This is a genomic window from Nonlabens xiamenensis (genome assembly GCF_003865345.1).
Taxonomy (GTDB): domain Bacteria; phylum Bacteroidota; class Bacteroidia; order Flavobacteriales; family Flavobacteriaceae; genus Nonlabens; species Nonlabens xiamenensis.
Genome location: NZ_RMVE01000001.1, coordinates 419,672 through 440,398 on the forward strand (window position 1 = coordinate 419,672; position 20,727 = coordinate 440,398).

General features: G+C 39.4%; 19 protein-coding genes and 1 tRNA gene. 5 read left to right on the top strand and 15 right to left on the bottom strand.

The features are described 5' to 3' along the window. Window positions 1–46: 46 nt before the first annotated feature. From EGM47_RS01975 to EGM47_RS01995, 5 genes are all read right to left on the bottom strand, one after another. A complete protein-coding gene (locus EGM47_RS01975; RefSeq protein ID WP_124979086.1) occupies window positions 47–4,957 on the bottom strand; it encodes a DNA repair ATPase in 4,911 nt (1,636 codons plus the stop codon). A gap of 205 nt (window positions 4,958–5,162) precedes the next feature. After that, the gene (locus EGM47_RS01980; RefSeq protein WP_124979087.1) at window positions 5,163–7,232 is read right to left on the bottom strand and encodes a flotillin family protein; all 2,070 of its coding nucleotides are present in this window, start codon (window positions 7,230–7,232) and stop codon (window positions 5,163–5,165) included. Between the two features lie 72 nt (window positions 7,233–7,304). Beyond that, on the bottom strand, window positions 7,305–8,015 hold the full coding sequence (locus EGM47_RS01985; RefSeq protein ID WP_124979088.1) for a hypothetical protein: 711 nt from the start codon (window positions 8,013–8,015) through the stop codon (window positions 7,305–7,307). Window positions 8,016–8,158: 143 nt separating this feature from the next. Continuing rightward, on the bottom strand, window positions 8,159–8,872 hold the full coding sequence (locus tag EGM47_RS01990; protein ID WP_124979089.1) for a PspA/IM30 family protein: 714 nt from the start codon (window positions 8,870–8,872) through the stop codon (window positions 8,159–8,161). An 11-nt stretch (window positions 8,873–8,883) separates the two neighbouring features. Continuing rightward, window positions 8,884–9,279 carry a type III secretion system chaperone family protein gene (locus tag EGM47_RS01995; protein WP_124979090.1) on the bottom strand — a complete coding sequence of 132 codons (396 nt, stop codon included), beginning with the start codon at window positions 9,277–9,279 and terminating at the stop codon, window positions 8,884–8,886. A 381-nt stretch (window positions 9,280–9,660) separates the two neighbouring features. Here EGM47_RS01995 and EGM47_RS02000 point away from each other — a divergent pair, with 381 nt between their 5' ends. Further along, a complete protein-coding gene (locus EGM47_RS02000) occupies window positions 9,661–10,416 on the top strand; it encodes a helix-turn-helix domain-containing protein (RefSeq protein WP_124979091.1) in 756 nt (251 codons plus the stop codon). A 283-nt stretch (window positions 10,417–10,699) separates the two neighbouring features. On the opposite strand, the gene EGM47_RS02005 is transcribed toward EGM47_RS02000, so the two are convergent. Genes EGM47_RS02005 through EGM47_RS02015 form a run of 3 tightly spaced genes read right to left on the bottom strand, consistent with a single transcriptional unit; the run spans window position 10,700 to window position 13,404 of the window. Further along, entirely contained in the window at window positions 10,700–11,086 is a 387-nt protein-coding gene (locus tag EGM47_RS02005; RefSeq protein WP_124979092.1) for a DUF6527 family protein, read from the bottom strand. Then, window positions 11,079–12,431, bottom strand: coding sequence for a HesA/MoeB/ThiF family protein (locus EGM47_RS02010; RefSeq protein ID WP_124979093.1), 1,353 nt, complete (start codon window positions 12,429–12,431; stop codon window positions 11,079–11,081). The genes EGM47_RS02005 and EGM47_RS02010 overlap by 8 nt, the downstream gene beginning before the upstream one ends. Window positions 12,432–12,438: 7 nt before the next feature. Next, window positions 12,439–13,404: an E2/UBC family protein gene (locus EGM47_RS02015; protein WP_124979094.1), complete on the bottom strand. Its 966-nt coding sequence runs from the start codon at window positions 13,402–13,404 to the stop codon at window positions 12,439–12,441. 312 nt (window positions 13,405–13,716) lie between these two features. Here EGM47_RS02015 and EGM47_RS02020 point away from each other — a divergent pair, with 312 nt between their 5' ends. Then, window positions 13,717–14,145 carry a helix-turn-helix transcriptional regulator gene (locus EGM47_RS02020; RefSeq protein WP_124979095.1) on the top strand — a complete coding sequence of 143 codons (429 nt, stop codon included), beginning with the start codon at window positions 13,717–13,719 and terminating at the stop codon, window positions 14,143–14,145. Window positions 14,146–14,151: 6 nt separating this feature from the next. After that, entirely contained in the window at window positions 14,152–14,685 is a 534-nt protein-coding gene (locus tag EGM47_RS02025) for an ImmA/IrrE family metallo-endopeptidase (RefSeq protein WP_124979096.1), read from the top strand. Window positions 14,686–14,966: 281 nt separating this feature from the next. On the opposite strand, the gene dcd is transcribed toward EGM47_RS02025, so the two are convergent. The 6 genes from dcd to mce form a co-directional block, all read right to left on the bottom strand. After that, window positions 14,967–15,581, bottom strand: coding sequence for a dCTP deaminase (gene dcd / locus EGM47_RS02030; protein ID WP_164510805.1), 615 nt, complete (start codon window positions 15,579–15,581; stop codon window positions 14,967–14,969). After that, window positions 15,574–16,647, bottom strand: coding sequence for a M48 family metalloprotease (locus EGM47_RS02035; RefSeq protein ID WP_124979098.1), 1,074 nt, complete (start codon window positions 16,645–16,647; stop codon window positions 15,574–15,576). The genes dcd and EGM47_RS02035 overlap by 8 nt, the downstream gene beginning before the upstream one ends. Before the next feature lie 4 nt (window positions 16,648–16,651). Further along, entirely contained in the window at window positions 16,652–16,945 is a 294-nt protein-coding gene (locus tag EGM47_RS02040) for a hypothetical protein (RefSeq protein ID WP_124979099.1), read from the bottom strand. 146 nt (window positions 16,946–17,091) lie between these two features. Beyond that, window positions 17,092–17,307, bottom strand: coding sequence for a DUF3871 family protein (locus EGM47_RS02045; RefSeq protein ID WP_124979100.1), 216 nt, complete (start codon window positions 17,305–17,307; stop codon window positions 17,092–17,094). Window positions 17,308–17,408: 101 nt separating this feature from the next. Then, a tRNA-Ile gene (locus EGM47_RS02050) sits at window positions 17,409–17,482 on the bottom strand. A gap of 72 nt (window positions 17,483–17,554) precedes the next feature. After that, entirely contained in the window at window positions 17,555–17,962 is a 408-nt protein-coding gene (mce, locus tag EGM47_RS02055; RefSeq protein ID WP_124979101.1) for a methylmalonyl-CoA epimerase, read from the bottom strand. 113 nt (window positions 17,963–18,075) lie between these two features. Here mce and rbfA point away from each other — a divergent pair, with 113 nt between their 5' ends. Further along, on the top strand, window positions 18,076–18,471 hold the full coding sequence (rbfA, locus tag EGM47_RS02060; protein WP_124979102.1) for a 30S ribosome-binding factor RbfA: 396 nt from the start codon (window positions 18,076–18,078) through the stop codon (window positions 18,469–18,471). Further along, window positions 18,471–19,688 (top strand): ABC transporter permease, encoded by a 1,218-nt coding sequence (locus tag EGM47_RS02065; protein WP_124979103.1) that lies wholly within the window; start codon window positions 18,471–18,473, stop codon window positions 19,686–19,688. Before rbfA ends, EGM47_RS02065 begins: the two co-directional genes overlap by 1 nt. Here EGM47_RS02065 and dusB read toward each other — a convergent pair. Beyond that, a complete protein-coding gene (gene dusB, locus EGM47_RS02070) occupies window positions 19,673–20,665 on the bottom strand; it encodes a tRNA dihydrouridine synthase DusB (RefSeq protein ID WP_124979104.1) in 993 nt (330 codons plus the stop codon). The genes EGM47_RS02065 and dusB overlap by 16 nt on opposite strands. Window positions 20,666–20,727: the final 62 nt, after the last annotated feature.

The following is a 20,727-nucleotide window of genomic DNA, read 5'->3' on the forward strand; positions in this document are numbered from 1 at the left end:
AAGTTCCATCGTAAATTATGGTTCTCCAATGACGATAAATACCCGTCTATTCCTTTGAAAGCCCTTTCTGTAAGACCTGCTTAATGCCTTCCAGATGATCGGTAAATTCCATTATTTGCCCTAGCATTTGTGCCATTTGATTTTGGCCACCCATACTGTTCAACTTGTTATTTTTAGCAAAAATCTCTTTCATTTCTGTCCATCGCTTTTGTTCTGACGGACTGATCACCCCCAATATCTCCTTGAACTTTAATAAATTGGCCTCAGCAGCACTGGTCAAGGTTTGGGATTCGCTTTCATAATGTGCCAACAGCAAAATTTGCAATTCAGCATCATCCATGATAGGTACAACCTTGGCCACCAGCTTGTTCATATCTCGATAAGAACCTTGTAGTTTAAAGCTGGGCTCGGTTCGATAGGCATCCTCCATACCTGCACTTTGAATATAGGCCTGATTCACTTTCAACACCGTATCTCTCACCTTAATGACTTTTTGTAATACAGCCATATAGTCTGCTATCTCTTGTGTGCTGTGATTCCCTTTCAATTGAGTGTCCTCCAACGGAACAGCTTTTTGGTCTACTCCGGATCGCTGTACCCGATCAATCAAGGTATAAACATCATCAAAATGTTTATTGGACAGCTCCTGCAATACAGGATTGCTGGTCAATGCGTTCTCGATTAAGCTAAGTTCAAACAAATGTGACGTATCGCCAATGATGTCCCCCAGGTTATAAATATCGGCACGGTTGGCCAACATGTCCGGAATCTGGAATTTCTCTCCGCTTTCCGTGTAGGGGTTTCCAGCCATAATAACGCAAAATTTCTTACTGCGCAGGTCATAAGTTTTTGGCTTACCGTTGAACACACCTTCAATTTTTCTGGTTCCATCAGACAGGCTGATAAATTTTTGTAGGAACTCTGGATGGCAATGCTGTATATCATCCAGGTACAACATCACATTGTCTCCCATCTCAAAGGCCAAGTTCAATTTTTTAAGCTCTTCACGGGTGGCTGCATTTCCCGCTGCTTCGGGATCTACCGAAGTGATATCATGCCCAATGGCCGGACCATTAATCTTCATAAATATAAGACCCAAACGGTTGGCCACATACTCCATCAAAGTCGTTTTACCGTATCCTGGCGGAGAAATCAGCAAGAGCAATCCCATGCGGTCGGTGCGTTTGTTATCTCCCACAGTACCTAATTGCTTGGCCAGGTTATCTCCAATCAAAGGGAAGTACACTTGATCAATCAATTTATTGCGAACGAATGAGCTGAGCACTCTCGGCTTGAACTCTTCCAGTCGCAATTGTTCCTTCAAATCTTCCGTGACTTGGTGCTTGGCTTTCCTGAAGCTTTCATACGCAGGAACCTGCACGCGAGCAAAATCACCCAATCGATTCATAAATTCATGGTAATCAAAATGATATACACCATCTTCGATCAAGGCGTGGGATCCTTTACAGCCATCTATCTTTTCATACGGTTGGATAGCAAGGACATCGGTGGCAATAAGTTCAGCGTAAAGGATAATGGCAACGGCCTCATCAATGTACTCTTGTGTGATGCCAGTAGCATTGGCTTTCGCGAAAGCGGCCACCCATTGACGAGCCAGTTCTACCTTTCCAGCTTCTGTATCACAGGCTTCCAGGCCATGTTTGAATTTAAGATCAGCGTTTTGTTCCTTCATCTTTCTCTCAAAGGCATCTTTGAGTTCAAGGGCAGGTCCGCTGACAGTAAAATGGTTATTGTCCTTCAGTTCTTCCAGCAAATAGGTCGCCATATTCCGAGCCGCTTCTTCTCTCATTTGTGGCTTCCAATCCAACATTTCCTGCTGCAATTCATCAATGATCACATGGTACTCGCTACTGTTGGGAAAAACTTCCAACACCTCTCCAGCATTTTTTATCAAACGGTCCAAGGACTTTTGCTGATTGGCATTGATGGCGTTCCAGAAAAATTGCGCCTGGGCCCGTATGGTGGCAGTATACACCAATAATCCCAGATCCTGGTGCTTATGCAACAACGCAGATAGTATCAAGGCCGCATCGTGGTCATGAACACCTTTGACATAACCACCAGAATAATTTCCGCTGGCAACCTCCCGTACTTTTTCCAGCAAGGACTCCTGACTTAATTTGATCAGGTCTTCCCGTCCAGTCGATTCAAACAGGGAATAGGCCAAATATTCAGCGCGATAAACCTGAGCATTTTCTGATACCAATTCCTGGTCCCAAAGCGGTTTTGACTGCAACAGCAATTCGTGTTGTAGCTCTTGGTAGAAATCAGTTCCGGTCAAATGGTAAAAAAGTTGGTCGCTCTTATTGACGATGGTCAAGTCCAGTTGTTGTTTGTTGACTCCAAACCTGTGTTTTCCTAGTTTGATGACGCTGTCGCCGTCTTCGTAGAGTTCGTTTTTATCTTTGAGTTTGCGCAAAGCATCCTCACGAGCCACCTTCATGGCCGTTTCAATGGATTCTGCCTTACCTCCATCACCTAGTTCCTTGAGAGATTTGATGATATCACGTACCTTATTGATCATCAAATCACTGGCAAAATAGGCGTTGATCTCGGTGATACTGCCCAATGATTGCGAGCGTTTTTGCGCACCTTTCAGAATACGTTGGGCGGCATTCTGCAAGGCAATAGCCTTTTTGTTGCGCGCCTCTACCAGGTTGTTTTTCCTGTTGTCAAATGCGGCGTAAACCTCCTCCCGTTTTTCAATAATTTCGGTGATATAGGTTTCATAATCAGCAAATTTCCCCTCCAGTTCTTCCAGTTGGATAGAGATCTTGGTCAGGTATTCATCGCATTTTTCTGGTGTATCCGCAATATCCAGATAGTTGATGATACTTTGGTCGATCAGTTTGAGCTGTGCGGCAAAATCAGCTTGTGCCTCCTTCTTTCCAACGCTCTTGATCTTGTTTTTGATGGCGGCTTTGACCTGATTAATCGTAGCAAAGATCAAAGAAATGCTTTCTATGATTTTGGTAGAATGTGAGGTGTCTTCAATGTCCAGATTGGAAACAATTTCAATCAGCAATTCAAGATCTTCGGCGATCTGGTTGACCTCTTTTTCCAATGCCTTAATCTCGATGACTTTACCCGTGTTTTCTAAGGCCGCTTTCTTTTCTTCAACTAAGTCTTGATAGGGCGCCAAGGCCTTATCATCCAGTAAAAAAGTAACCGCACGCCGAGAAATAGTTTCATTTTGGGTGACGATTTGCTCCTCCAGGTCTTTGATGAAATCATCGTTGACATAACGGATCTCATAAAGACCTATGACTTCCCCACGTAGACTGCGCAACTGGGTCAATAACTGTACAAAATCGTTGATGCTTTTAAAAGAAGTACTCTTGACCTTATCAAAAAGTGCTTTGGCTTTCGCAGCAATGTCTTTGGTTTGCTTTTCTGCCTGGCGGCGCAATTGTTTTACCTTTTCAAACTCGTCAATAGCAGCATTGGCGGCTTTATTGATTTCTTTTAAAGGTAAATTGAGTTCTTGCGCCTCTTTTTCTGGTATCCAGTAATAGGCGTCTAGGATGTCTTTGGAAGATTTAGCGATATCATCGTACAAACCTTCATAACTATCTTCTTTATTGAGCAGGGTAATTAACTCGTTGGCCTCTGCCATGGCTTTGACGATATCCTTGTTCCCAATCTTATAGAGCAAGGTATCCTGATGTTCAGAAGGCATGATGTCTCCCTTTAAATAGGGGGTCTGCCAGATCTGAATCATATGGTGTTTGGTTTGCTCATCCTCTGTTCTGAAATAGCAGAGTTCGCCCTTGTCCAAAATGGTAAAACCATTACATACAATCGGGGTCTTGACCTCTTGGTCAATCACATTGTAGGACATCAACACGTATAAACCTTCTTCAGGGTTATAAAATATATACATGTGGTCTTCACCATTGGGCGAAGCAATCTTTTGCTGGTATTTCAACGTACCTACATCCGTAGGAAATACATTGTAAGCGCCGGTTTGCAGGTAATACCCACTGGGAAAGATAATTCCCTGGTCGTCAGGTAACAGGACTGCTGCTTGAGACAGGCTATCGATTTTTTCTACTTGCTTGATCTTGTGGTTATAAACAAAATACCTGGTATTTTCCTGAAAAGGTTTGATCTCCATGATCACCAAGTTCCCTAGATCGGCATAGCGGTATTGCCCATCGTCAAGTGTTTGGTCCCGGTGCTCCACATCTTCCCGGTAGATCCCTTGTCCGTCTTCCGTATTGTCTTCTACCTTGATGGTCAGATCACCGCCGATGGTTTCAACAAAAACTTTGTCCAAAATTGACACATGGGCATGCGTCCCGTAGCGCTGATTATCGCGGCCTGCTTCCTTCCACTCAAACCCGTATTGCGATGGAAACCTAAATTCGTGCTCGCTTCTATTGTCCACATAATTGAGCTTGCCATCGTTGATCAGCCATTTAAAAGTCTTGATATCGGTTACCGAATCGCTGAGCTGAAACACCATGTGCAAATAATTGCCCATAACCGCAAATTTTGAAAAAATGGTGTTGCGGTAATATTTGTAAAGGTTCTGGAAATCCGTCAAAAAGAGGGGATCCTGAATCAAGTCAAGGCCACTCTCGCTTTCGCGAAAGCGCAATTCACCAGCTTCACCTTCTGATCGATCAAATTCATACACACTAAACACATCGCTGAGTTGGATCTCTGTGCGCAAACCAAAATGCACGTTATAACCAAATAAGCTCGTCTTTCCAAAGGATACGATATCTCTGGCAATGCAATTGTTCTCTGTATTGACACGATCATTGGCAATCAAGCGTGTTTCCAGCGAACCAAATACCTTTGTACGCTCCGCATTGAGCACTGACAAACGTTGCTGTAGATCATTTTTCTGCTTGAGCAAACGGCTCTGGATGATCTCGTAAGTTCCTGAGTCTAGTTGAGTAGTGTCTTTATGTTGGTTTTCTGCCATTGAAAGTAGAATCGTAGTTGATGGTATGTAGTTTATAAAGTTCGCGCGCTCTAGGGATAACAGCGGCATCCTTTTGAGACCTCACAGGTGGTTGAAACCTGTGAGGTATTCAAAAGATATAGTACGTCGTCTATGCTCAGCATAAACTCCTAGCCCGACACTTTTCTTTCCTGGGAAAGAAGAGTGGAGCGCCCCAGAAATGGTGCTATATATTCCCCAACTTCTTATTACTCAATCCCATTCCCTTGGCCAAGTTCATCAAGTTGCTCAGCATATTTTGCTCATCGCCGTCATTAGACTTATTCTGTAGATTGCTCAACAGATTGGCGATGGTGAGGTTCTTAATATCCTCAGAGCTGATGTTATACTTGTCTGTAAACTCCTTTACTTTGTCCAGTAAATTACCCTTGACATCTTCGCTGCCTAAAATGGCATCCTTTACTTCAGTCACTGTTTCAGAATGGCTTACAAGTCTATCATAGCCTTTGGCTTTAGTGATTTGACCGATTATTTGTTCAAAGAACATGGTCTCACCACCCACGATATCAATCTTGGCAGCTTTCAAAGCATCACCTATCACCTGTGCTTGTGCATCGGCAATATCTTTTTGGATGTTGATTTGAGCCAAATCTACTTGAAGTTCTTTGTCCAGACGTAGCTTGAACTCTTCGTGGTCTTTACCAACTCCGTCAAGTTTCTTCATCGCTTCAGCCTTCTCTTCAATTCCTGCAGCATCTGCAAGGGCTTTTTCTTTGATTACTTCAGCTTCAGCCAATCCGTCTTTGCGTTTGGCTTCTGCTTTGGCACTAATACCACTGGCCTCAGCCTCGGCCTTTTTCTGGATAATTAAGGCATCTACTATTCCCTGACGCTCGCTGGCCTCAGCTTTGGCATGCATTACTTGTGCTTCAGAAAGTCCTACGGTAGCTTCTTCCTTGGCTTGTGCCTCGGCCAGGATTTTACGTGCTTCTGCCTCTTTTTCACTGGCTTCTTTATGCGCCAATGCTTCTATATTGATCTCTTCTGCTTTTTGAATGGCAGCTTGTTTGGAGGCCTCGGCAGCTTTGGTAACCTTGATCAAGTCGTCCTGTGCTTTTGCTTCTGCATTGGTAATCGCTACCTGCTTGGCACGATCTGCAGTTTTGAAAGCCTCAATATCCTTCATGTTTTCCTGCTCCTCAACCACTCCTTTTTCAAGCACTACTCGATCTCTGATGACGTCCTGAATATTCTTTTTCTCGACTTCAACTACCTTTTCCTTCTCGATCTGAGCTAGGGTTACTACTCTTTCACGTTCGGTCATTTCGAGCAATCGATCCTTTTCTACCCTTTCGGTCTCAACGGCATCGGTACGTTGCTTGTTCTTTTCGGCCACGATGATTTGGCGTTGCATATTTTCTTCAGCTACCTTCACTTTTTCTTCGGTAGCAATACGGGCCGTTTCTGATTTAAGGCGCTCTTCTTCGGCTACCTTCAGTGTTTCTGCCTCTTCACGGGATTTAATGTTAGAGATCTCGCGTTTTTGCTGTTCTTCTTTTTCGGCCAGTTGCTTGTCCAGTTCCAAAATAGCTTCACGGGCCTCAACATCCTGTTTGCGGATGGTCTTTTCTTCATCGCGCTTGATCAGATTGGCTTTGATATTTTGTGCTGCAGTGAGGTCGGTGATTTTCTTGATACCCTCTGCATCCAAAATATTATCTGGCTTAAGGTGCTCCACGCTGGTTTGCTCCAAAAAGTCAATTGCACAATCCTCCAGGGTATAACCGTTCAGATCGGTTCCGATGATGTCTACAATCTCATCGCGGAATTCTCGACGGGCTTCATAAAGATCAATGAATTGAAACTTTTTCCCCACGGTCTTGAGTGCTTCAGAAAACTTGGCTTCAAACAGGTCTTCCAGGGTCTCAATGCGCGAAGCTCTCTGTACGCCAATGGTCTGGGCAACTTTTTTAATGAATTCGACCTCATTATTGACGCGCACAAAGAAGGCTACCTTGATATCAGCCCGCATATTGTCCTTACAGATCAGTCCTTCCACACCCATACGCTCGATCTGAATCTTTTTGACTGATATGTCCATGGTTTCTACCCGATGGAAGACAGGAACTACATAAAGTCCTTTGTCGGTGGCGACTTTGGTCCCGCCAAAACCAGTACGCACCAGTGCTTGTCCCTGGTGGACTTTTTTGTAGAACATTGCGATAATCGCAAAGTAAACGATGATAAGGAACAGAAGTATGCCGACTCCTGTAACGATAATTGATAAAATATCCATGCTTGTTGTTTATTTGTTTTAAGGTTGATTTATTTAATTGATAAGTGCGTCCCAAAATTGGGAACCACAATTTTAGATCTTACTGACATAATAATAGCTCTTGTCATCTGCGGCCTTGATGATAAGTACGCTTTCGCGAAAGCGCAATTCTGATCCGTCCAAAGATTTGACATAAATGCTCATACTATTCCCATCAGCCATCACTTCGGCATTGCCCAATTTCGTTCCTGAAATAGTGGACAAGAGTAAGGCTTCCCTACCGATAAAATCTACAGCACGATCGCCGTCCTTATTCAAGTGTTTAAAAAAGGATTTGAAGGGCGTTGTACAGATCTTGGTTAAAATCAGGGAGGGGATCAAACTGATCAGCACTATGGCATAACCGATGCTCAGGTCATAAGTACCTGTAACAGTAGTGGTAATGACACTGATGAACCACCATAGGAATATCCAAAAGGTAAAGGTGAACATAAATGGCAGCCCTACAAAGTTGAAGTAGATCAATACGATCTGCCACCATTTGAGTTTTCTGGTGCCTTTATTGACTACGTGTTCCCGGTCTACTTCAGCATTGGCCACATCCTGAAAGTCAAGATTACCCCCTTCTATACCTGAATCCAGATCAACATCTGCATCCACATCCACATCGATATCTACATCTACATCCAGATCAAAATCAATCCCACTGATCATGGTAAATATCCAGTACAGGATAAGAATGATCAACAAGACCGTTAGGGTCAGGTTGACTTCAGAAAATAATATGTTGAGGTAGTTGTCCAATGGAGGTTGGTGTTATAGGTTATAGTTTGTGGGCAATATACATCCCGCTGGAAATACTGTTCCCATCGGGATGCTTTTTTTTGATTGAATAGGAGAAGCAAGCTTTACACAAACATGAAAAGGCTGCTGAAACCTACAGATTTTTAGGCGTCGTTTTTATCAATGCCTAGTTTTTCTTTGAGTGCAGCAAGATCGTCCTCGACTTTGGCTTCTTGGGTATCTGCTGCTGCATCAATTTCTTCGTCAATACTGGTCTTGTTTTTGGCAAGATCACCATAAGCTTCGGCCAGGGCTTCATCCTGGGCGACTTTTTCCTTCATACGCTCCAGCATACTCACAGTACCGGCACTGTCCAATTCTGCCATTTGTTTGTTGACGTTTTTAGTAGCGTCACTTACTTTAACCCTGGCTTTGAGTGTTTTCAACTCATTTTCCCAATTGGATATATTGGCTTTGATACGTTCGATGGTGGATTTGAGTTGTTCCACATTGGCTTCAAACTTTTGGGTTTCATCCTGAGCGCGTTGCCTATTCTTTTCGGCCGTCTCTTTCTTGGCCAAAGCTTCCTTGGCCAAACGATCAGCTTCGGCAGATTCCATATCACCAGAATGCGCCTTTTTCAGGATCAAAATGGCTTTGCTTTCATAGTCTTTGGCTTTAGCCTCAAACTCATCTCGATCATTTTTTGATCGGATGGCCAATGCTTTGACCTGGGCCATGGCCTCGACACTTTTATTAAGGTCTTCTTTCATGTCACGGATGCCCTGTTCAGTCATTTTGATGGGGTCTTCCATATTATCTACAGCGGCATTGGCCTCAGCCTGTCCGATTTTAAAAAGTCGTTTAAATATATTCATGGTGTTGGTATTTAATATTTTGAAAATTTGATGATTTGATCTGAATACTCACTGAGCAGCAAGCTCAGGCTATTCAATGTGCCTTCCAATTCGTTGAGGTCGATATTCTCAATTTGCAAAGTATCCCTAAAGATCACTTTGGAACCACTTTCATCCAGCACAAATGCACCGTGGATGATGTCTCGGTTCTTTTGGAGTAAGCTTTTGAAAACCTCCTCGTTCTTATTGTTGATCTTAAAGATATACTGCTCCATAATCAATATGGGCGGTGCAATTCCTAAGATGAGGTTTTTGACTCCGGCCGACTCTTTTTCTATCACGAGAATCCCGTTGGTTGGGTTTTCACGGGTGATGTCATAGTTGAGTTCCTGAAGAAAATCCTTGATCGTATTAAAGTAGTTATTCATAGGCAGTTTTTGATCGGTTTAATATTACGAAAAAATGAAGGCTATCCCACCATGATATGGATCATGGTTTCTACGATATAAATAATTGCTGGTGTCATAGTTTTTTGGTTTAGGTTCAACATAAGATGGGAGGTCAACCCATACATTAAGTAATTATGTCAATGGCCCTTTGACGTAATTTAAAAAGCGATGAAAATCAGAAGTCTGTCATAGGCTGCTGATATCATTTCTTCCAAGCTTTGAGACAAAACTTTCCCGAATGGTTGGTTGGCTAATCGGGAAAGATTGCTCAACAAATTAGTCTAATCCAATTGAATTAGCTAATATTGTTAGTGTAAAGATACACATATTTTTTAATTCTGCAAATTTTATTAGCAATTTATGTCGTTTTTTGGAAAAAATATCAAAAAGATAAGGGGTGTAAAGAACCTCAGCCAACAAGCATTTGCCGACCTATTTGACTTAAAACGAGGGACTTTGGGCGCTTATGAAGAAGGTCGTAGCGAACCTAAAATTGATACGATAATCAAGATTGCTAATTATTTTAGCATTGCGATCGATGACATCCTCACCGCCGAACTGACCGTGAACCAACTCCTCAGATTCAATGATCGGCTCACCTTGACCCCAGAAGATCTGGAACGCGAGGAATTTGCTGAAATTCCTTGTATTACAGAAAAGACAAGCGCAGATTACCTGGAGTATTTTAATAATCCAGCCTTTTTGGAGGACCTCCCTAAACTACAGCTCCCTTTAAATACGGAGAAAAAATTCATGGGATATACGGTGACCAATTTAGAAATGACCTCTCATGACAAAGGCTTGTACCCCAAAGATGTGGTCGTGGGCGAGTGGGTACCTTCCCCAGTGATCAAAAAACTAAACAATGGGACCATCGTATTGGTGTTAACTGGAGATGCCTTGATTCTCAGACGACTCTATGTGACCGACAAGGGATTGATCCTGCGTGCAGATCACAAAAACATCGAAGACATTTGCGTTCAAAAAAAGGAAGTTAGGGAAATGTGGCGTATACGTTATGTATTCTTTAGACGTATTCCTGAGTATACTGATCAATTTGAAGATAAATTGGCTATCCTAGAACGACAGATGCGCGAACTGAGGGAGCAGATGTGAGTAGGTCTTAGGCATTGACTCCTATAATTAGCATTCCTCAATAAATTCTAAAATTAAGAACCTTGGCATCCACATAATTCTTGTTGCAAGCCCACATCAATATAAATCATGCGATGCCTTGATTTACCTCAACAGCTGAAAAAAAGGTAATTTCTGTCCCGATAGCTATCGGGAGAGTCAGATAGAATTGGTTCGTGGTATTTCTAACCAAAGAGGTATAGGATTGTTACACGGCTAAGAATATAATAGAGGTGGTTAAGATTTTGTAGCCACCTCAATTAAACTAAACCCATAAAACCTTACCATCCTTAATCCAAAAATGACTTTTACAATTATTAGTTCTCCAAATAGAAGGATATATAGAGAAGCTAGTTTTATCCTTATTAATCGTTAAGCTCCATGAAGGACTTACATCCTCCAATAAATTGAGCATAATTCTTTCCTCACACCCGCAAGGGCAAATAAAATGAGCATACCAATTGTTCCCAAGTATTTTAGAGTTGCCTTCCACATATATAATTTTAGGGTCGATATCTAGAGGGATTTCATTAGAGCTTAATAGCTGATAACCATTATCAACTATTTCTTTCGTATCTGGTTTGCCCTTATAACCAAATGAACTAATCCATGAAAAAAACAGACCTATGAGAGTCTTGAGCAATCTAAACATTACCTACGTGAATTTTAGCCAAATCCCCTAAACCTATCAATTTTAACAAATGATTTAAGTTGGAGTTACCAACTTTGGTTGATGAAATATTAAATTCAGACAGATTAATTACTGTTGCATCAAAATGTTTATTATTGCGATTTCTATAAGGATGTAGACGAGACAAAAACTCATTGACCCCATAAGAGGAACACAAAGTATTTACACTTATTACAGCTGGACTAGGCTCATCAGCATTTTTAAAATAACGTTGACGTTCTTTATATTCTTCGGGAGATTGTTTTTCAATAGATTCTGACTCTAAAAGTTCACTAGTGTAGACCCCTCTTTCTAATAAAGAGAAAGAGCCTGGATATAAATAATGAATGTTTCCAGTTATAGAATCAATTTCACCTTTGCCATCTGAAATTAAACTTACCCCAATGTCTATAAAAGGTATTAGATATGCATTGCAAAATAAATTAAGAGAATGCCTACCTAAAACAGAATCCATGCATCCAAATATGAAATCACAGGATTTTAATTCTGTCCAAGCGTTTTTATCATTTTGAAACTCTGATTTGAAGACCGAAATTTTGGTATTTAAACCTATCGCAGCTATATGCTTTTTTAGGACTTCAACTTTAGGTTTTCCAGAAACGGCATCATCCAACTTTGAACCATAGATTCTATTCATATTTTCAACACCTAAATCATCTGGATCAACCAGTATTAACTCTTCTACTCCTAATCTAACTAGTTGTTCTATCGTAGGACTTCCTGTCCCTGAGCATCCTATCACACCAATCTTCAAATTATTGAGTAGACTTGTTGTCTTTTTACCAAAAGCTTTGACATTTCTGTCAAAAGCTAAAGTTTTGTTAATAAACAATTCAGGATCTTGTATAACCACATCAGAACCTATAATTGAGAATTTCTTTACACTCTTAAACTCAAGGTCTGGAGAAATAACTCTTCCTTTCATTTTACCTGAAGGATACATAATCACACTAGCGTGTTTATCTAACTTTAAATTCCATCCAAAAGCTGATTCACAAAAGTTTTTATCTGAAATATCATCGTATTCTGAAAACTTTGAGTCCTCAATAAAATGAGAATGAAATTTGATAATGCTAAAGTCTTCTTCTTTACACTTTACTAATATCTCTTCTATATCTGATGTTTTCCAGTGAACCCTATCCTCTGTGCGCTTACATTTTTCATAATCAATATTATAGATTTGATGAACTAAAAAAACGTCATCTGCTCTTCCGCATAATGCAAATGAAATAGCTTCCAAACCATCTCCACCATGGAGATGGTTCCAAAGCTCTTCATGCATATTTTCTGTAATTTTAATATGCATAACCTTACTACCTTTTTTTAAATTCTAATTCAAGATTAGCCATCATTAAGTCTAAGTGAGACTCAACATTATCAACGTTAGGATCCCACTTATTTGCAGCGTTACGATGCCTTGACCATTGTTGATAAGTCTTACCTTCCAAAGAGCGATTAGTCAAAGCTCCGATGTGTTTACCATCGGCTCTTTGCAAGCAAGGAGAAAAGTAAATCATGTCTAATTGACTTACGGGATATTGCGGGTGAATCATTATTGCTACGTCTGCAACTTTATGATTATACCCATCGGGTAACTCAAAATTGCGTAAAATAACCCAGTCCAGATTACGCTCACTGATAAAATCTACCTTATTAGGCAGATGGTTCAGGAAGAGTTCATCTTCATGAGTTAATCGATGCAGACAATCCTTCGCGACAAATCCCTCAGTACAGTCTAGTGGTTCAAGAATAAATCTCTCAACACCTTTTTCTGTTAGGTCAATGATTTCACCTTTCTCTACAATAGTAGGTTTACCATTTTTAACAATTCTCAACCTGCTTTTGGCAGGGTCCTTACCTGTGAACTCAATAATCTGCTCTCTGGTTAATTTTTCCAGAAGTGTTTCATACTTAATTCTGTTAACCTTGAATCGATACTTGAATGTAATATAAGGCTGTGAACCTTCGCAATAGCAATCTTCAATATCTAAAACCTCTTGTTCAAAGGGAAGAATTATAAACCTTTCTATACCACATTCGGTAAGATTGATTTTGGTCTTTGGTCCGACTTGGACTTTCCCTATTTCGATAACCTTATAAATAAAGTGAGTATCTGAACTACTTCCATTCATAGAATGTAAAGTTTCACCCAATATAACTTGGTCTCTAGTTTTGAACTCTTTGTCATTGATATTAAAGGTATACTCAAAAGCAATTATAGGCTTCTCTCCTTTATAGTAGCAATCTTTTAAATTGCAATTGTTATTTAGCTTTGTCATAATATTATTTTTTTGACGTTAATAGCTTATGCTTCAAAAAGAAGCATTTTGTTAATGTGCTCTGTTCACGACCCTTAACCGTGGATTGTAAGGAGAAAAAGCTAAAAATTAAAGCAGTTTGGTTCCGTTTTTGACCATTAGAGCAACGCTTGCATGATTTACAGGAGAGTAGTATCTTTGCAGAGACTAAAAAGCAGTAATAATACTGTCCTACAAATAAATGCTCGACCCAGGTCGGGCTTTTTCTTTTATATACCTATTACATATTTTCATTTTTAATTATCGGTGTAAAGATAGGTAAAAATACAATAGTTGAAAAATTTTATATCAACATGTAAAATAAATGAAAATTATTATCGTTATAACAAAAAAAATCGTATTTTTATACATATGAATGAGTTAAGCCACATTGATAAAGATCAGTTTTTCAGCATATTATCAGAAAAACTATACGAAAGCAGATTGAAGTCTGGATTAAGTCAAGAAGAGGTAGCAAACAAAATAGGTCTTACAAGAGCTTCAGTTATTAACATCGAAAAAGGTAGACAAAAAGTAAATATTTATCTTCTATGGAAATTTGCCGAACTTTACTCAAAGGGAATACAGGAATTACTACCTCCAACAAATGAACCTAAAAAAATGAGTTCAAAATTTGAGAGGACAGTTCAATTCAATGCTTCGAGACATAATTTAAGTTCTGAATCAGTTGAGCGTTTGAGATTATTTACAACCTTAAAATAAGAAATCATGCGTAGAGTTTACAATGCAGCATATGCTCTGCTTGAGGAGCAGGGTATTAATTCTATACCTATAAAAGTTAGAGAAATCGCGGAAAAACTAGGTATTAAGGTCAAGGTGACTGATTTAGGTAGTGAAGTTTCTGGCGTTCTATTGTTAGATGATAATGACCCAATTATTGGGGTAAGTAATCTAGAAGGTCCTGAAAGACAACGCTTTAGTATAGCTCATGAAATAGCTCATTATCGCCTTCATTCTAAAGATGTAGATGTTGACCAAAAAATGTTCGTGGACAAAAAAAATATGAAAGTAATGTTCAGAAAGCAAGATTTCTCTCAAAGAGAATTTAGAAGAGAACGTGAAGCAAATGCATTTGCGGCTGCTTTGTTAATGCCAGAACAAAATCTATTTGAAGACGTGAAAGCCGTTTACAATGATAACCCTAATTTAACTGACGAAAAATTAATTTATGAACTTGCATCGCTTTATGAAGTTAGTGGTTTAGCAATGAGTTATCGTTTAAGTAATCTTGGATTTGTTTAAAATCCACTCCTTTCGAGGTGGGCATCATCTATCTTAAAAACCAATGTTAATCTAAGTCAAAATGAATGGCTTTATAGATAATATCTAGAAAAGCGGAGGCACTCAATTCCTGTATTAGGGATAATCGATGTAAGATGAATTATTGGCTTAAGTAGATAGATTAAACAAGATACTTGAAATACAAAAATATTTCCAGAATCATAATTACGAAATCTCTCATACTATGATTGACTTTTAATTTGATTAAAGAGAAGATATATAAGGAGCCATTTTAGTATGTACTACTTGGACTTCATACTTTTTAGCTTTACCAATTCACTATCTTCATTAGCTTTTGATGGTACAGGTCTTACTTGGCAAGTATATTTTCTTACTTTATTAAAATACTCTGAATTTGAATCCAATTTATAAAACCTTATTTGTACCATTCTGGTTCCTGACAAAACTCTAATTGGTGTATTACCTCTGTTTGTTATTTCTACTGAAGCACAACCACAATAACCCGGTTGGATAATAGTGCTTAAACCTAAACCTAATCTTCCAAAGGAACTTCTTAGATTCAAATCCGCGTAAATATTAGGAGGTAGCTTTAAATATTCCAAAGTGGAAAATAACACAGGTTGATTAGGGTGAAACAAAAAATACTCTCCTATTTTTCTTCTAGTTTGGGTATAATGACTCTTTATTGGCCTTGATTTAATATTATTTGTAGTTGTGTCTATAAATGCATTTCTACCTTGTTGTAAAGACAAAAAATCTGTACCTATTCTTAAATCTACCGTTATTTCTCCTACTTGGTCTATTTCAAGTAGGGGCTCAATGATGAGTTCTTTTTTTTCAAGTAAATCTAAAATTTCATCTTTAATTAGTAACCCTGTTTTTGAATTACTATTCATTTGCGTCTTCCCAGTTTTTCTGAACCACATAATTTGAAATAGATTTTTCAATGAGATTATTTACTATGTTATATCGTTGTCGTGAAGAAAACTCTTTAAGAAAATTATTTTCTGCATCTTCCCAAATATCCCACCCCAATTGAAATATGTAGTGCAGTTCTGAAACATCTTCGAAATTTTGGGGATATAGTTTTGTTAAATTACAATAACTGATATCGATTTTTGAATGCCTTATTTCCAATAGAGGTAAAGAGGATAAATGTAAAAGCTTGTTAAATTCGTCTACAATCTCTATGCTTTTTGAATTTAAAAAATCTAATGACACATTAATACGACTTCTGGTCGCTGGATGTGTTTGCGAATCAGGATGTTCAGGAGCTATATAACCCAAATAAGTGTTAGATGAATTATTAACATATTGAGCAGCAAATAAATCTGCAAAATATTCCATTGTATGATTCAAGTATCTACTTGTTTCATCATCATTAGGTTGATTGATAGAGTATTTTTTAAGGAGCATTTTTTTGCTAATATTAAGTTGATTATCAACAAAATGTCCAAGCTCATGATATAAGACAACACTAGATAAATAATCTCGAGACAAGATTTTTGGGAGAGATATTTGAATGAGTTTCTTTGAAATTTTTAATCCATACTTATTGTTGATGAATTGGTTTAATAATTCAAAAGACTCTTCACTCAAAGTAGTCTCAAGATAAAAATCAGTTTTTTTATTTGATAGCGAGGTAACAATTATAAAATCATCATCTTTAATCCAATCATTCAATGCAAATTCTAAACAACTTATTATTTCATAAGGCGTAACATTTAAAGTGCTGTTATCAAGATATTCTAAACTTTTAAAAATAACATTTAATAAGTAATTATGGTTAAGAATTTCTTGTTCATCAAATTTCTGATAATCATTTTCTTTGATTTTTTGAAAAAGAGCATACAGTTCCTGGAAGTGTTCTTCTTTCCTAAAATCACTATAAATATTACTTCTACTTTTAGCGAAAGACTCCTCTAATTGACATAAATTTAGTTCAATAGTTTTGTAATCCATTGAACTATTTCAATAGATTTAAAATCTCAGGATAAACTTCATCAGGTATGTTTTGACTACTATTAAGCTCCGTCAATCTAAATTTAAATCTTTCCAAAAGAGTTGTTACTAAAAAATAACGATTGTTGTTAATTGAATAAATGTCCGCAGTCCCTTTAGCTACATTAATAGCCTCCAAAATAGCATCATCAACTAATACTTTAAAAGAAGAGTCATGATTTTTGACTATATCTTCAAAAATGTTGATATAAAAATCAGATTTAACATCGTCATTTTTAATTACTTGTGCCAGATACATAAATTCAGAATTAATTAAGTTTAGCCTAACTTGCTTACAGCAAAATATTTTGCTGTAAGCAAGTTAGGTAAAAACAAAATATTTTTTGCAAAAATAGACTAAAAAGTCTTTATACAAGTTAATGGGGAGACCATGCTCCCCATCATCTAACTTAAAAACCAACGATAATCTGAATCACCATTGATGGCTTTTGAGACACCTTCAGCAAAAGTGAAGGCATTCTCATTCCTGTCTAGGAAAGAATCGATGTAAGATGATTTATTGGCTCCTGTGAATAGTTTATAGACCTTCGAGATAGAGATATCACCAGACTCATTGGGACAAAAAATATCATCTTCAAAAGGTCTTTCGAAATTGCTCATTGAAAATGCCGTTGTTGAAAAGATATAGATTGACGCAATGTTGACGCAGCCCTAAAACAAGAAAGCCACTCAGTTTCCTGAATGGCTTGCTCTCACTATCGTGGGCCCACCTGGGCTCGAACCAGGGACTTTCTGATTATGAGTCAGATACTCTAACCAGCTGAGTTATAGGCCCCATAAGATTTGTCGGCGACAAGATCTTATCTAAAAAGTCTGCAAATTTACATTTTTAAAGTGTTCTCGCAAACTATTCCTCTATTTCTTGGCACAATTCTACCAGCACACCATGACTATCCCTGGGATGTACAAACGCCACCCATTTGTTGTCGGCTCCACGTTTGGGCTCTTTGTTTAAAATTTGAAAACCTTCCTCCTCCAATCGCTTCAGCTCTGCATGGATATCATTCACGGCAAAAGCTATATGGTGAATACCTTCTCCCTTTTTATCGATAAATTTGGCAATGGCACTATCCTCACCAGAGGCCGCCAAAAGTTCGATCTTGTTTTCTCCCGTTTTAAAGAAACTGGTGTCGACCGCCTCACTTTCCACAGATTCAGTTTTGTAGGGTGCACAGCCCAATAATTGGGTGTAGGTTTTATTGGCCTCTTCCAAACTTCTTACGGCGATTCCCAAATGCTCGATTTTTCCAAACATGATTTTTTCTTTAGACACAAAAATAAGGGGCTACTACCAAAAAATAAGTTTATCGCCAGAGATATGGAGGGAGATGCACAACAATTTCAGGGAGAACCTATTACCTTTGTACTATGGAAGAAAGCAACAGACAGAAAAAAATCGCTGGTATCCTTCAGGAAGACCTGTCAACCGTTATTCAGGAAGTACTGCGCAAGAATGCAGTTAAAAACCTGATCGTCTCGGTGACCAAGGTCAGCGTAACACCAGACCTGGGTTATGCCAAGGTGTTTTTGTCAGTTTTTCCAGCCGACAAGGCCAAGGTTGTGGTTCAGGAAATTGTCGACATGGGAGATGAAATAAGATATGAAGTCGCCAGTAAGGTACGCCACCAGTTCCGTAGGATGCCTGAATTACAGTTTTTTAATGACGACTCTCTGGAGTATATGGACCAGATAGATCGCGAACTCAAAGGTGAGAATAACCCTATCGAGAATCCAGATATATTGCCCAGACGCAAAAAATCTTAGTGAATTTTTCCTTTTACATAGCCCGCAGATATCTGGTGTCCAAAAATGGCAAAAACGCCATCAACATTATCAATATTCTGAGTTTTATCATCACCGTGGTAGGCACAGCAGCACTTTTTATCGTCCTTTCAGGATTTTCGGGCCTTAAGGACTTTAGCACCCAATTCTCTGGTTATTTTGATCCGGATTTCAAAATTACCCCAGCGGCAGGAAAAACCTTGGAAATTCCGCTTTCGCGAAAGCAACAACTAGAATCTATTCCAGGCGTACAAGTCGTTTGTGCTGTAATTGAAGAAAAAGCATTTCTTAACTACAACCAAAAAAACGACATCGCCTATATCAAAGGTGTACCCGATAACTATGATCAAATCATCGCTGTAGATTCCATTATTGATTACGGTAGCTGGTTGTCCAAAAGCAATGCCCAGGTTGTGGTGGGTGGTTTACTAGCCTCTAGGCTCTCTGTGGTAGTCAGCGATTACGGTAGCTATATGCAGATCATGGTTCCCAAACCAGGTAAAGGAGCGATCACCGCACTGAACTTGTCGAGTTCGTTCTCTACCCTGGAAGCCATTCCAACAGGTACGTTTAGGGTCAATGAAAACCTGGATGGGAAATACATTTTTACCCGCCTGGAGGCGGCCAGGGAACTGCTCAACATGGAACCGGATCAAGCCAGTGCCATTGAAATCAAGACAGCGCCTGGGACAAACCCTGAAAAGTTGCGTCGTTTGATAGCTGATACCTTTGACGAACCCGTAGTTATCAAGGACAAATTCCAGATGAACGATGCGCTTTATAAAATGCTCAATTCTGAAAATCTAGTGGTTTACCTGATTTTTACCTTGGTATTGGTCATTGCTTTGTTCAATGTGGTAGGCTCCATCATCATGATGATTTTGGACAAGAAGAAAAACTTAAAAACACTGTTGGATCTGGGCGCCACTGTGAGTTCGCTAAGAGGCATCTTTTTTATTCAAGGCAGTCTGATGACCCTGGCCGGCGGATTTATAGGATTGATGTTGGGCGTAATATTTGTATGGCTTCAACTCGCTTATGATTTGATCTATATAGCTCCTGGACTACCTTACCCTTTTGCCATGCGCTTTTGGAACATCGTGATTTCACTGGCTACCATTGCCATTTTGGGCATCATTGCCAGCTATATTGGTTCGCGCAGGATCAACGATAGACTGTTGGCTCAGGCAAAGCTGTAATCGCCAAACTTTTCCAGTACCTCATCAAACGCTTCAAAAACGCCTTGGGCATCGTCGCTGGTCACCATTTTCATGCGGTATTCCTTAAAATTAGGTATGCCTTTAAAATAATTGGTGTAATGTCTTCTGGTTTCAAAAACACCCAGTTTCTCCCCCTTCCAGTCTATAGACATTTGTAAATGACGTCTGGCTACTTCTACACGCTCTGCCATGGTTGGCGGTGCCAGGTGAGTACAAGTTTCAAAAAAATGCTTTACCTCTCTAAAAAACCATGGATAACCTATACTAGCGCGACCAATCATCGCTCCATCCAGACCATACTCATCACGCATTTTCATGGCTAGTTCTGGTGTGCTTACGTCTCCATTTCCGAAAACTGGAATATGCATACGCGGATTGTTCTTCACCTCGGCGATGGGTCCCCACTTGGCATTTCCCTTATACATTTGTGCGCGGGTACGGCCATGAATAGAAATGGCTTTGATACCCACGTCTTGCAGCCGTTCTGCCACCTCAACGATTTTAATGGAATCATCATCCCAGCCTAATCTCGTTTTTACTGTAATGGGTAAGGAAGTGTGTTTCACCATGGCCTCGGTCAAGGATACCATCAGATCAATATCCTTCAGGATACCAGCGCCGGCACCTTTAGACACTACCTTTTTTACTGGACAACCAAAATTGATATCAATTATATCTGGGCGGGTACGCTCTACGATTTCCACAGATTGTAACATGGAATCCAGGTTGGCACCAAATATCTGAATCCCCACTGGACGCTCGGTCTCATAAATGTCAAGTTTCATGGTACTTTTGGCAGCGTCACGGATCAATCCTTCACTGGAGATAAACTCCGTATATACCACATCAGCTCCGTTTTCCTTGCAAAGCGTTCTAAATGGTGGGTCACTTACATCCTCCATAGGAGCCAGTAAGAGGGGGAAGTCAGGTAATTCTATATCTCCTATCTTAACCATAAGTCAATTTTTTAAGAGCTGGTTGTTATCGCTTTCGCGAAAGCGGTATTAACTAGCGTCTT

Excerpts from the sequence above, each read along its gene's own strand:
- EGM47_RS02040 (WP_124979099.1), bottom strand. The coding sequence starts at position 16,945 with ATGTATCTGGCACAAGTAATTAAAAATGACGATGTTAAATCTGATTTT.
- EGM47_RS02005 (WP_124979092.1), bottom strand. The coding sequence starts at position 11,086 with ATGTTTAGATTGCTCAAGACTCTCATAGGTCTGTTTTTTTCATGGATT.
- EGM47_RS01990 (WP_124979089.1), bottom strand. The coding sequence starts at position 8,872 with ATGAATATATTTAAACGACTTTTTAAAATCGGACAGGCTGAGGCCAAT.
- EGM47_RS01995 (WP_124979090.1), bottom strand. The coding sequence starts at position 9,279 with ATGAATAACTACTTTAATACGATCAAGGATTTTCTTCAGGAACTCAAC.
- dcd (WP_164510805.1), bottom strand. The coding sequence starts at position 15,581 with ATGAATAGTAATTCAAAAACAGGGTTACTAATTAAAGATGAAATTTTA.
- EGM47_RS02045 (WP_124979100.1), bottom strand. The coding sequence starts at position 17,307 with ATGAGCAATTTCGAAAGACCTTTTGAAGATGATATTTTTTGTCCCAAT.
- EGM47_RS02000 (WP_124979091.1), top strand. The coding sequence starts at position 9,661 with ATGTCGTTTTTTGGAAAAAATATCAAAAAGATAAGGGGTGTAAAGAAC.
- dusB (WP_124979104.1), bottom strand. The coding sequence starts at position 20,665 with ATGGTTAAGATAGGAGATATAGAATTACCTGACTTCCCCCTCTTACTG.
- EGM47_RS01975 (WP_124979086.1), bottom strand. The coding sequence starts at position 4,957 with ATGGCAGAAAACCAACATAAAGACACTACTCAACTAGACTCAGGAACT.
- EGM47_RS02025 (WP_124979096.1), top strand. The coding sequence starts at position 14,152 with ATGCGTAGAGTTTACAATGCAGCATATGCTCTGCTTGAGGAGCAGGGT.
- mce (WP_124979101.1), bottom strand. The coding sequence starts at position 17,962 with ATGTTTGGAAAAATCGAGCATTTGGGAATCGCCGTAAGAAGTTTGGAA.
- EGM47_RS02015 (WP_124979094.1), bottom strand. The coding sequence starts at position 13,404 with ATGACAAAGCTAAATAACAATTGCAATTTAAAAGATTGCTACTATAAA.
- EGM47_RS02010 (WP_124979093.1), bottom strand. The coding sequence starts at position 12,431 with ATGCATATTAAAATTACAGAAAATATGCATGAAGAGCTTTGGAACCAT.
- EGM47_RS01980 (WP_124979087.1), bottom strand. The coding sequence starts at position 7,232 with ATGGATATTTTATCAATTATCGTTACAGGAGTCGGCATACTTCTGTTC.
- rbfA (WP_124979102.1), top strand. The coding sequence starts at position 18,076 with ATGGAAGAAAGCAACAGACAGAAAAAAATCGCTGGTATCCTTCAGGAA.
- EGM47_RS02035 (WP_124979098.1), bottom strand. The coding sequence starts at position 16,647 with ATGGATTACAAAACTATTGAACTAAATTTATGTCAATTAGAGGAGTCT.